Consider the following 12451-nt stretch of genomic DNA (forward strand, 5'->3'; position numbering starts at 1 on the left):
ATTTGCGTCGGCTTTAGATCGGGCAAGTCACGCCGGTGCCGCCGATCCCACAGTAGCCCTGTGGATTCTTCGCCAGGTACTGCTGGTGATACGCCTCGGCGAAGTACACCGTTGGCGCCTCGTCGATCTCGGTGGTAATCACACCCAGGCCTGCTTTGGTCAGTTCAGCCTGATACGCCTCGGCGCTGGCCTGTGCCGCCGCCAGTTGCTCAGGCGTGGTGGCATAGATCACCGAGCGGTACTGGCTGCCGATGTCATTGCCCTGGCGCATGCCTTGGGTCGGGTTGTGCAGTTCCCAGAACATTTTCAGCAAGTCTTCGTATTTCACCTTGGCCTGGTCATACACCACCAGCACCACTTCGCTGTGGCCGGTCAGGCCCGAGCAGACTTCTTCATAAGTCGGGTTCGGCGTGAAACCGCCGGCGTAGCCAACCACGGTGCTGACCACGCCATCGCGCTGCCAGAACTTGCGCTCGGCGCCCCAGAAGCAGCCCAGGCCGAAGATCGCGAAGCCGACGTCGTCGACGAACGGGCCCAGCAGCGGGTTGCCGTTGACGAAGTGCGTCTCGGGCAGGTTCATCGGGGTTTCACGGCCAGGCAAAGCTTGTTCTGCAGTAGGAAGCACGTTTTTGTTCACCAGAATTTCCGAGCGCAAGACCATGATCAGTCCTCTCAGTCAGATTGAGTAAGGTAAGAAATCAGACCGCCAGTGTGCCCGAGTGTTACCGCGCTGTCAGGCGATTGGCCCGCGCGGGTAGCGTTTAAGCTTCTCAAGCAGCTCTGCGCCGGGGATCGGCCGGTCGAACAGGTAGCCCTGGCCAACATCGCAACGATGCCTGCGCAGGAACGCCAGTTGCTCGGAGGTCTCGATGCCTTCGGCAACCACCTTGAGCTTGAGGTTGTGGGCCATGGCGATTACTGCGGAGGTGATTTCCATGTCGTCCTGGTTGTCCGGGATTTCATGGATAAAGCTGCGATCGATCTTGATGATGTCGATGGGGAATTTTTTCAGGTAGCTCAGCGACGAGTAACCGGTGCCGAAGTCGTCCATGGCCAGGGTCAGGCCGAAGCTCTTCAGTTGGTCCAGTTGCAGGCGGGTGTCTTCGGTCGCTTCCAGCAGCAGGCCTTCGGTCAGCTCCAGTTCCAGCAGGTTGGCCGGCAGTTGTTCTTCCTTGAGGATCGTGGCGATCGAGGCGACCAGGTCCGGGTCGGAGAACTGCTTGGGCGACAGGTTGATCGCCACCTGCAGGTTGCCCATGCCGGCGGCGCTCAGTTGCTTGCTCATGCGGCAGGCCTGGCGCGCGATCCATTTGCCGATCGGGATGATCAAGCCGGTTTCTTCGGCGACGCTGATGAACTGATCAGGGCGGATCATGCCTTTTTCCGGATGGTTCCAGCGTAGCAGCGCTTCCATGCCCAGCAAGCGGCCGCTGCGCAGGCACAGCTTGGGCTGGTAGAACACATCCAGTTCGTTTTGGGTCAGTGCGCGGCGCAGGTTGTTCTCCACAAACAACTTGTAGCTGGCCTCGGCGTTCAAGGCTTCGGTAAACACTTGCACCTGGTGCTTGCCGTTGGCCTTGGCCTTGTGCAGGGCCAGGCCGGCGTTGCGCATCAAGGTCTGCGGGTCGCGGCCATGCAGCGGTGCACAGGCCAGGCCCACGGAGCCGGTGACGCTGATCAATTGGTTGTCGACGAACATCGGTTTGTCGAGCGTTGCCAGTAACTGACTGGCGACCTGCTGGCCGCTTTCCAGGTCGGTGTCGTCCAGCAGCACCGCGAATTCGTTACTGGCAAAGCGCGCCAGGCTGCCGCCGGCACTGAGGCTGTTGCGCAGGCGTCGGGCCAGGCTGATCAGCAGCTTGTCGCCGGTCTGATGGCCGAGGCTGTCGTTGATGCGCTTGAAGTTGTCGATGTCGACCAGCAACAGGCTGATCGGGCTGTCGCTGTCGCGGGCAAAGCGTTCGTCGAGATTGCGGATAAACGCCGGACGGTTGCCCAGGTTGGTCAGGTTGTCGGTGTAGGCCAGGCGCTCGATGCGCTGCTGGGCCAGCTTGGTCTGGGTGATGTCTTCGTAGATGCCGATGTAGTGGGTCAGCTCACGGTTGTCGCCATACACCTTGGAAATCGACAGCTGGCCCCAGTAGGGTTCGAGGTTTTTGCGCCGGCTCTTGAACTCGCCCTGCCAGCTGTTGCTCTTGGCCAGGCTCGACGGTGCGTCGAACAGCAATTCGCTGAGGTTTTCCAGCGCCGGCAATTGCGCCAGGCGGTGGCCGTGGACTTCTTCGGCGCTGTACTGGGTGATTGCAGTAAAGCTTGGGTTGACGTATTCCACGATGCCGTCGCAGTTGACCAGCAGAAAGGCGTTGGCGCTTTGCTCGACCGCGCGCTGGAACAGGTGCAGGGCGCTGGTGGCGGTACGGCGGTTGTGGTTGTTGATCACTTGCGCGAATTGGTCGGCCAGCTCGCCGGCAAAGGCAATTTCATCGGCCTGCCAGTCACGCGGGCTGCCGGCCTGTTCCAGGCACAGCACGCCGACCACTTGGCCGTCGACGCGAATGCTGGCGTCGAGCATGGCGTGGATGTCTTTGGCGCGCAGGTTTTCGGCCATTTCGCGGGTGCGCGGGTCGCGCAGGGCGTGGGTGGCGTCGATGGCGCGGCTGGTGTGCAAGGCTTCCAGGTAGTCCGGGAAGCAGCTGGCGTCGATCGGCTCGGGCAGATGGTGCTGTTGGTCGTCGCGGTGGTAGGCCGAGATCGGCACCAGGCGCTGGCCTTCGAGGTTCCAGATGCTGGCGCAGTCAATCTGGTAGATATCGCAAGCGCTGCGGGTAATCAGCTCAGCGGCTTCCTGCAGCGAATTGTTGGCGGTGTAGCGCTGGCGTGCCAGCAACAGGATCAGTTCCTGCTGGGCGCGTACCCTTTCCAGGTGCTGCAGTTGCTCCTGCTGGGCGCGCTGGTTCAGCTCCAGGGCGATTTGCAGGCGGCTGTTCTGGCTCTCCAGGTCCGCTGTGGGTGCGGTCATGGGGATTTCGCTGAACAGGCCGTCGACCACCATCAGGTAGCCACGCAGCAGATGACGATTGTGTTGTTTATAGGCCTCGCCCATTTCCAGCAGGCTCAGCGGGCCGTCGCTGGTGTGCAGGGTGTAGCGCACCAGGTAGTGAGGGGTCTGGGTCAGTTGTTGCTGGATGGTATCGTGTAATTCATAGCGCGCCTGGGGTTCCATCAGGCTGGCATAGGGGGTGCCGAGCAGGGCGCACAGTTCGACCGCCGACAGGCCGAATTGGCGTTCGCAGTTAGGGTCGAGGTACAGAAGTGCCCAGCTTGCCTCATTAAGCCGCTCGAAACGCAGCATACCGAGGCGCGAAGGCACCGGTAACTGCGTGACTACCTCGGCCGCCATACGGGCGACATCGGGTTGGCTTTTCATGGGGGGAACTCACTTCAAATAACGCGCACGGCGCCGGGCTCACGCCCTCTTTACTGTTGCCTGCGGCAAGGTTGCATCATGCGGCGCGGACTGACAAGAGAGGATGAAGGCTAAGTGCTATAAGGGGGTTATCGGCCGGGTGAGGGAATTCTTCAGTCCGGATGACAGAAGGTGTACAACCCTGTCCTGTCTGTAGAGAAAAGCAAAAAAAAGCCCCGCCAAATTGACGGGGTTGAGGTACGAGCGTGGCGCTCGGAAATCAGTGCAACCAAGCCTCCCCCGGTGCAGGGGAGGCTTGTACAGGGTTACAGCAAGATCGTGCGGATGTCGTTCAGCAGTTGGCTCAGACGCTGGGTAAAGCGTGCAGCCGCCGCGCCGTTGATCACACGGTGATCGTAGGACAGCGACAGTGGCAGCATCAGCTTCGGCTGGAACGCTTTACCGTCCCAGACTGGCTGGATGGTGGCCTTGGAAACACCCAGGATCGCCACTTCCGGCGCGTTGACGATTGGCGTGAAGCCCGTACCGCCAATGTGACCGAGGCTGGAGATGGTGAAGCAAGCGCCTTGCATGTCGTCTGCGGTGAGCTTCTTGTCGCGGGCCTTGGCAGCCAGCGCAGCCGCTTCGGCAGCGAGTTGCAGCAGGCTCTTCTGGTCGACGTTCTTGATGACCGGTACCAACAGGCCATCTGGGGTGTCGACAGCAAAACCGACGTGCACGTACTTCTTGCGAATGATCGCCTTGCCGCTTGGCGCCAGCGAACTGTTGAAGTCCGGCAGTTCCTTGAGCAGGTGTGCACAAGCCTTGAGCAGCAGTGGCAGCACGGTCAGTTTCACGCCGGCCTTCTCGGCCACGGCTTTCTGCGCAACGCGGAAAGCTTCCAGGTCGGTGATATCGGCCTGGTCGAACTGAGTGACGTGCGGGATGTTCAGCCAGCTGCGGTGCAGGCTCGACGCGCCGATCTGCATCAGGCGGGTCATCGGCACTTCTTCGGTCTCGCCGAAGCGGCTGAAGTCCACGACTGGAATCGGTGGAATCCCCGCGCCGCCAGTAGCAGCGCCGGCAGCCGGAGCTTCCTTGGCTTTCTGCATCATGGCTTTGACGTAGACCTGCACGTCTTCCTTCAGCACGCGACCGTGAGGGCCGCTGGCCGACACAGCGTTCAGCTCGACGCCGAATTCGCGCGCCAGTTGGCGAACTGCCGGGCCTGCATGAACCTTGGCACCGCTTGGCGCCGGTGCGGCAGCTGCCGGGGCCGGAGCGGCCTCGGCTTTTGCAGCAGGGGCAGGGGCGGCAGCGGCTGGAGCCGCTTCAGCCTTGGCCGCCGGAGCCGCCGCTGGTGCTGGAGCAGCAGCAGGCGCAGCGCCTTGTACTTTCAGCTTGAGGATGAAGTCGCCAGTGCCGACTTCGTCTTCCAGCTTGACCGCGATGCTTTCCACCACGCCGGCAGCCGGCGATGGGATTTCCATGGAGGCCTTGTCGGACTCCAGGGTGATCAGCGACTGGTCGGCTTCGACGGTGTCGCCGACCTTGACCAGCAACTCGATGATCTTGGCCTTGCCCGACGAACCGATGTCCGGAACATGAATGTCCTGGACGCTGGCAGCAGCAGGTGCAGCAGCCGGGGCCGCTGGGGCCTCGGCAGCAGCGGCAGGTTTTTCAGCAGCAGGCGCCGGTGCAGCAGCGGCAGCAGGAGCCGCCGCAGGGGCCGCATCAGCGGCACCTTCGATTTCCAGCTCCAGCAGTTCGTCGCCTTCTTTCAGGCGGTCGCCCAGCTTCACTTTCAGGCTCTTGACCACGCCGGCCTTGGGAGCAGGGATTTCCATGCTCGCCTTGTCCGACTCCAGGGTCAGGATGCTCTGGTCGGCTTCGACGGTGTCGCCGACCTTCACAAACAGCTCGATTACTTCACCTTCACCGCTGCCGATGTCAGGTACGCGAATGAGTTCGCTCACAAAAAGTCTCCTCAGCAGTCCAGTGGGTTGCGTTTTTCCGGGTTGATCCCGAACTTGACGATGGCGTCAGCCACCACCTTAGGTTCGATCTCACCACGGTCAGCCAAGGCTTCCAGGGCTGCCAACACCACGAAGTGACGGTCGACTTCGAAGAAGTGACGCAGCTTCTTGCGGCTGTCACTGCGGCCGAAACCGTCGGTGCCCAGGACTTTGAATTCCTTGGACGGGACCCACTGGCGAATTTGTTCAGCGAACAGTTTCATGTAGTCGGTAGAGGCGATGACTGGACCTTTACGGCCGGCCAGGCACTCTTCGACGTAGCTCTTGGCTGGCTTCTGGCCAGGGTGCAGGCGGTTGCTGCGCTCTACGGCCAGGCCGTCGCGACGCAGTTCGTTGAAGCTGGTAACGCTCCACACGTCGGCACCGACGTTGAACTCGTCACGCAGGATCTTCGCCGCTTCACGCACTTCACGCAGGATGGTGCCGGAGCCCATCAGCTGCACGTGGTGCGCTGCTTCCTTGGTGTCTTCTTCGAGCAGGTACATGCCCTTGATGATGCCTTCCTCGACACCGGCCGGCATGGCTGGCTGCTGGTAGGACTCGTTCATCACGGTGATGTAGTAGAAAACGTCCTGCTGCTCTTCGGTCATCTTCTTCATGCCGTCCTGGATGATCACCGCCAGCTCATAGCCGTAGGTTGGATCAAAGGTGCGGCAGTTCGGGATGGTGGCAGCCAGGATGTGGCTGTGACCGTCTTCGTGTTGCAGGCCTTCGCCGTTCAGCGTGGTCCGGCCGGCGGTACCGCCGATCAGGAAACCACGGGTACGGCTGTCGCCCGCTGCCCAAGCCAGGTCGCCGATACGCTGGAAACCGAACATCGAGTAGAAGATGTAGAACGGCAGCATCGGCTGGTTGTGGCTGGAGTACGAAGTACCGGCAGCGATGAAGGAGCTCATGGCGCCCGCTTCGTTGATGCCTTCTTCGAGGATCTGGCCCTTCTTGTCTTCCTTGTAGAACATCACCTGGTCTTTATCGACTGGCTCGTAGAGCTGGCCGACGGAGGAGTAGATGCCCAACTGGCGGAACATGCCTTCCATACCGAAGGTACGGGCTTCGTCCGGGATGATCGGCACGATGCGCGAGCCGATTTCCTTGTCCTTGACCAACTGCGCGAGGATCCGCACGAAGGCCATGGTGGTGGAGATTTCACGGTCGCCCGAGCCGTCCAGGATCGCCTTGAGGGTATCCAGTGGCGGGGTCGGAATGCTCACGCTCTTGGCGCGGCGCTGTGGCACGAAACCGCCCAGTGCAGTGCGGCGCTCGCTGAGGTAGCGGGCTTCGGCGCTGTTTGGCTCAGGCTTGAAGAACGGCAGGTTCTCCAGCTCTTCGTCCTTGACCGGAATGTCGAAGCGGTCGCGGAACAACTTCAGGCTGTCGACATCGACTTTCTTGGTGTTGTGCGCGGTGTTCTTCGCTTCGCCGGCACCGGTGCCATAACCCTTGATGGTCTTGGCCAGGATGACGGTGGGTTGTTCTTTGTGGTTGACCGCTTCGTGGTACGCCGCGTAGACCTTGTACGGGTCGTGGCCGCCACGGTTGAGCTTCCAGATCTCGTCGTCGGACAGGTCGGCAACCATGGCCTTGAGTTCAGGCGTGTTGAAGAAGTGTTCACGCACGAACGCGCCGTCTTTGGCCTTGTAGTTCTGGTACTCGCCGTCGATGACTTCGTCCATGCGACGTTGCAGGATGCCGTCGACGTCCTTGGCCAGCAGTGGGTCCCAGAAACGGCCCCAGATGACCTTGGTCACGTTCCACTGAGCACCGCGGAACACGCCTTCGAGTTCCTGGATGATCTTGCCGTTGCCGCGAACCGGGCCGTCGAGGCGCTGCAGGTTGCAGTTGATGACGAAGATCAGGTTGTCCAGCTTCTCGCGGCCGGCCAGGGAGATGGCGCCCAGGGATTCCGGCTCGTCGCACTCGCCGTCGCCCAGGAAGCACCAGACTTTCTGCTTGCCTTCCGGGATGAAGCCACGGGCTTCCAGGTACTTCATGAAACGTGCCTGGTAGATCGCCTGGATCGGGCCAAGGCCCATGGATACCGTCGGGAACTGCCAGAAATCAGGCATCAGCCAAGGGTGCGGGTAGGACGACAGGCCCTGACCGTCGACTTCCTGGCGGAAGTTGTTCATTTGTTCTTCGCTGATGCGACCTTCCATGAACGCACGGGCGTAGACGCCTGGCGAGGTGTGGCCCTGGAAGTAGATCAGGTCGCCACCGTGTTCGTCGGTCGGGGCCTGGAAGAAGTAGTTGAAACCGATGTCATACAGGGTTGCGCTGGAAGCGAAGCTGGAGATGTGACCGCCCAGGTCAGAATCTTTCAAGTTCGTGCGCATTACCATCGCCATGGCGTTCCAACGTACCAGCGAGCGAATGCGGCGTTCCATGAACAGGTCGCCAGGCATGCGTGCTTCGTGGGTAACGGGGATGGTGTTGCGGTATGGCGTGGTGATGGCGTAGGGCAGTTGCGAGCCGCTGCGGGTCGCGAGTTCGCCCATACGGGTCATCAGGTAGTGAGCACGGTCTTCGCCTTCTTTGTCGAGAACCGATTCCAGGGCGTCCAGCCATTCCTGGGTTTCGACGGGATCGAGGTCTTGCATGGCTTGCTCCAGGGCGGAAAGGCTACCAGAATCGGTTGCCTGAAGTTTGCGACTGGCCTTGTGGGCAGACGACATAAATTCTTGGATGGCCGAAGGTTGCTTCGGCGTCCTGTAGTTTTACTACAAATCGTCGGCCATTTCAGCCTTTCGAATGTATATACGAGTAGTAAAACTACACAAGACTGAGCGGATTGCTCGGTCTGGCTGGTGAGCATAATCGTTATTGTTGATCTTTTGCGAACAAGAAAAGGTAGAAGTTTAATGTTGCCTGCCAAAAATTATAATTTTTCAGCTATTTATCACCTTTGTTCGACAGTCCTTCATCGAGCGTGGTGCTTGCGCTCACAGCCACAAGCCATTTACGCGCCGATCAAGGATAGACCATGAGCCTTCCAATGCTGGTCGAACTGCCAGCCATTCTCCTGCCGATGGCCAAGCGGGCCGAGCAGTCATTTCGTGACGCCGTGGCCGCGCTGGACGACGATCATGGCCTTTCTGCGTGGACGCCGCAACGGTGGGCCGACTTCGCCCGTGTGTGCGCCGCCAGTGATTTCGTCATTGAACAGAGTGTTCGTGACCCTTTGATGTTGCTGGAACTGGCCGCCTGGGGCGAGTTGGACCGTGGTTTCGCGCCCGACGAGCTATGTGGGCAGATTGCCGGTGCCGTGCAGCAGGCCGAAACCGAAGATGAGCTCGGCCGTGTGCTGCGCCGCCAACGTACGCGCCAGCAAGTGCGCATCATCTGGCGCGACCTGACCCGCCAGGCCGACCTGGTGCAAACCTGCCGCGACCTCTCCGACATGGCCGACGCCAGCATCGACCAGGCCTATCAATGGCTGTACCAGCGCCACTGCGTGCAGTTCGGCACACCGACCGGCCGGCGCAGTGGCGAGCCGCAGCACATGGTCATCCTCGGCATGGGCAAGCTCGGTGCGGTGGAGCTGAACCTGTCGTCGGATATCGACCTGATCTTCGCCTACCCCGAGGGCGGCGAAACGCTGGGCGTAAAGCGCTCCCTGGATAATCAGGAATTCTTTATTCGCCTTGGGCAAAAATTGATCAAGGCCCTTGATCCAATGACCGTCGACGGCTTTGTGTTCCGAGTCGACATGCGCCTGCGCCCCTACGGTTCGGCCGGTGCGCTGGTGCTCAGCTTCAACGCGCTGGAGCAGTACTACCAGGACCAGGGCCGCGACTGGGAACGCTACGCCATGATCAAGGCGCGCGTGGTCGCCGGTGACCAGGTGGCCGGTGCGCAGTTGCTCGACATGCTCAGGCCATTCGTCTATCGCCGCTACCTGGACTTTTCCGCCATCGAAGCGCTGCGCACCATGAAGCAGCTGATCCAGCAGGAAGTCCGGCGCAAAGGCATGGCCGACAATATCAAGCTGGGCTCTGGCGGCATCCGCGAAGTGGAATTCATCGCCCAGGCGTTTCAACTGATCCATGGCGGCCGCGACCTCAGCCTGCAGCAACGGCCGCTGCTCAAGGTGCTGGGCACCCTGGAAGGCCAGGGCTATTTGCCGCCGGCGGTGATCGCCGAGTTGCGCAATGGCTATGAATTCCTGCGCTACACCGAACATGCGATCCAGGCGATTGCCGATCGCCAGACCCAAATGCTTCCGGACAGCCCTGAAGACCAGGCGCGCATTGCCTTTATGCTCGGGTTTGCCGACTGGGCGGCGTTCCACGAGCGCCTGATGTACTGGCGTGGTCGCGTGGACTGGCACTTCCGCCAGGTGATTGCTGACCCTGACGAGGAAGAAGGCGAAGAGAGCGAGTTGGTCGTAGGGGGCGAGTGGTTGCCCTTGTGGGAAGAGTCCCAAGATGAGGACGCAGCCTGCCGCCAACTGGGGGAGGGCGGTTTCACCGATGCGCCCAAGGCCCTCAAGGCCCTGGCCAGCTTGCGCAGCAGTCCGCAACTGCGCGCCATGCAGCGGCTGGGCCGCGAACGCCTGGATGCATTTATCCCGCGCTTGCTCGCCCAAGCCGTCGAGCACGCCAACCCGGACCTGGTGCTGGAGCGCGTACTGCCGCTGGTGGAGGCCGTTGCCCGGCGTTCCGCCTACCTGGTGCTGCTGACGGAAAACCCCGACGCCCTGCGCCGCTTGCTGACCCTGTGCGCCGCCAGCCCGTGGATCGCCGAACAGATCACGCGCTTCCCACTGCTGCTGGATGAGTTGCTCAACGAAGGCCGCCTGTTCAAGCCACCGCTGGCGCCGGAACTCGCCGCCGAGTTGCGTGAACGCCTCACGCGCATCCCCGAGGATGACCTGGAGCAGCAGATGGAAGCCCTGCGGCACTTCAAGCTGGCTCACCGCCTGCGCGTGGCCGCTTCCGAAATCGCCGGCAGCCTGCCGTTGATGAAAGTCAGCGACTACCTGACCTGGCTCGCCGAAGCCATCCTCGAACAAGTGCTGGCCCTGGCCTGGCGCCAGACGGTCGCGCGGCACGGCTCGCCGCAGCGGTTGGACGGCACCCTGTGCGATCCTGGGTTCATCATTGTCGGTTATGGGAAAGTCGGCGGCATCGAATTGGGGCATGGTTCTGACCTGGACCTGGTGTTTATCCACGATGGCGACCCGCAGGCCGAGACCGACGGGGCCAAGCCGATCGACGGCGCGCAGTTCTTCACGCGCCTGGGCCAGCGGATCATTCATCTGCTGACCACCCAGACCAACTCCGGCCAGTTGTATGAAGTGGACATGCGCCTGCGACCTTCCGGCGCGTCCGGGCTGTTGGTCAGTTCCCTCGGGGCGTTTGACCGCTATCAACAAAATGAAGCCTGGACCTGGGAACATCAGGCTCTGATCCGCGCGCGGGTGCTGGTGGGCAGCCAGGATGTAGGTCGTGCGTTTGAGCAGGTACGGGCTAAAGTGCTGGGGCGTGAACGGGACTTGGTGAAGCTGCGCCAGGAGGTCAGCGAGATGCGCGCGAAGATGCGTGACAACCTGGGCACCAAGGCCACGGTGGCCGGCACCGGCGCCAATGCCTTCGAAGCCACGGCGCTGTTCGACCTCAAGCAGGACGCCGGAGGTATCGTCGATATTGAATTTATGGTGCAATACGCGGCTTTGGCGTGGTCTGCGCAACATCCATCGTTGCTGCGCTATACCGACAATATCCGCATTCTGGAAGGCCTGGAGCAGGTGGGGTTGATGCCCGCCGCCGATGCCCATCTGCTGCGCGAGGTGTATAAGGCCTACCGTTCCGCCGCGCATCGCCAGGCCTTGCAAAACGAGGCCGGTACAGTGCCCGGTGATCAGTTCGCTGACGAACGGCGCCAGGTGATGCGAATCTGGCAGGCGCTGGGGTTGAGTTGAAACACTATTAGGGCGGGGAGGCATAAGCCTCCCCGCATCGTTTGTGGAAACTACATGAATATTCTGATCGTTGGGCCCAGTTGGGTCGGTGACATGGTGATGGCGCAGACACTGTTCCAGAGCCTGCGCGTGCGCTATCCGGACTGCCAGATCGATGTGCTCGCCCCTGAGTGGAGCCGGCCGATCCTTGAGCGCATGCCCGAAGTGCGCAAGGCCTTGAGCTTTCCGCTCGGCCACGGCGTCCTGGAACTGGCGACCCGCCGTCGCATCGGTAAATCCCTGGCGGGCCAGTACGACCAGGCGATCCTGTTGCCCAACTCGCTGAAGTCGGCGCTGGTGCCCTATTTTGCCGGCATCCCCAAGCGCACCGGCTGGCGCGGTGAGTTTCGCTACGTCTTGCTCAACGACGTGCGCACGCTGGACAAGGCGCGCTACCCGCTGATGATCGAGCGCTTCATGGCCCTGGCCTATGCGCCGGGCGCCGAGTTGCCCAAGCCGTACCCGCGCCCCAGCCTGCAAATCGACCCGGTGACCCGCGATGCGGCCCTGGCCAAGTTCGGCCTGAGCCTGGATCGGCCGGTATTGGCCCTGTGCCCCGGTGCGGAGTTCGGCGAGTCCAAGCGCTGGCCGTCGGAGCACTACGCCAAGGTGGCCGAAACCAAGATCCGTGAAGGCTGGCAGGTATGGTTGTTCGGCTCGAAGAAGGATCACCCCGTCGGTGAAGATATTCGCCAGCGTCTGATTCCCGGCCTGCGTGAAGAGGCGGTGAACCTCAGTGGCGACACGTCCCTGGCTGAGGCCATCGACCTGTTGTCCTGCGCCGATTCTGTGGTGTCCAACGACTCCGGCCTGATGCACGTCGCCGCAGCGCTGAACCGCCCGTTGGTGGCGGTGTACGGTTCCACCTCGCCGGGTTTTACCCCGCCGTTGGCCGACCAGGTCGAAGTGGTGCGCCTGGGGCTGGAGTGCAGCCCGTGTTTTGAGCGCACCTGCCGTTTCGGCCATTACAACTGCATGCGCCAATTGCTGCCGCAGCCGGTAACCGATGCCTTGCAGCGATTGCAGGGCGACGTGGTCGAGGTTCACTGA

At 61.6% G+C, this 12451-nt stretch carries 6 protein-coding genes; 2 read left to right on the forward strand and 4 right to left on the reverse strand.

What is annotated here, in order from left to right; all coding sequences use genetic code 11:
• Nucleotides 1-13 precede the first annotated feature (13 nt).
• The 4 genes from msrA to aceE form a co-directional block, all read right to left on the reverse strand.
• On the reverse strand, nt 14-661 hold the full coding sequence (gene msrA / locus AD670_RS26320; RefSeq protein WP_053139250.1) for a peptide-methionine (S)-S-oxide reductase MsrA: 648 nt from the start codon (nt 659-661) through the stop codon (nt 14-16).
• 72 nt (nt 662-733) lie between these two features.
• On the reverse strand, nt 734-3427 hold the full coding sequence (locus tag AD670_RS26325; RefSeq protein ID WP_053139253.1) for a bifunctional diguanylate cyclase/phosphodiesterase: 2694 nt from the start codon (nt 3425-3427) through the stop codon (nt 734-736).
• 305 nt (nt 3428-3732) lie between these two features.
• The gene (aceF, locus tag AD670_RS26330) at nt 3733-5382 is read right to left on the reverse strand and encodes a dihydrolipoyllysine-residue acetyltransferase (protein WP_053139255.1); all 1650 of its coding nucleotides are present in this window, start codon (nt 5380-5382) and stop codon (nt 3733-3735) included.
• Nucleotides 5383-5393: 11 nt separating this feature from the next.
• Nucleotides 5394-8039 (reverse strand): pyruvate dehydrogenase (acetyl-transferring), homodimeric type, encoded by a 2646-nt coding sequence (gene aceE / locus AD670_RS26335; protein ID WP_053139257.1) that lies wholly within the window; start codon nt 8037-8039, stop codon nt 5394-5396.
• 383 nt (nt 8040-8422) lie between these two features.
• On the opposite strand from aceE, the gene glnE reads away from it, so the two are divergent.
• Together glnE and waaF are read left to right on the forward strand one after the other, a co-directional pair.
• Nucleotides 8423-11362 (forward strand): bifunctional [glutamate--ammonia ligase]-adenylyl-L-tyrosine phosphorylase/[glutamate--ammonia-ligase] adenylyltransferase, encoded by a 2940-nt coding sequence (glnE, locus tag AD670_RS26340; protein WP_053139258.1) that lies wholly within the window; start codon nt 8423-8425, stop codon nt 11360-11362.
• Nucleotides 11363-11416: 54 nt separating this feature from the next.
• A complete protein-coding gene (gene waaF, locus AD670_RS26345) occupies nt 11417-12451 on the forward strand; it encodes a lipopolysaccharide heptosyltransferase II (RefSeq protein ID WP_053139260.1) in 1035 nt (344 codons plus the stop codon).

This window comes from Pseudomonas sp. MIACH, from assembly GCF_001269925.1.
Lineage (GTDB): Bacteria > Pseudomonadota > Gammaproteobacteria > Pseudomonadales > Pseudomonadaceae > Aquipseudomonas.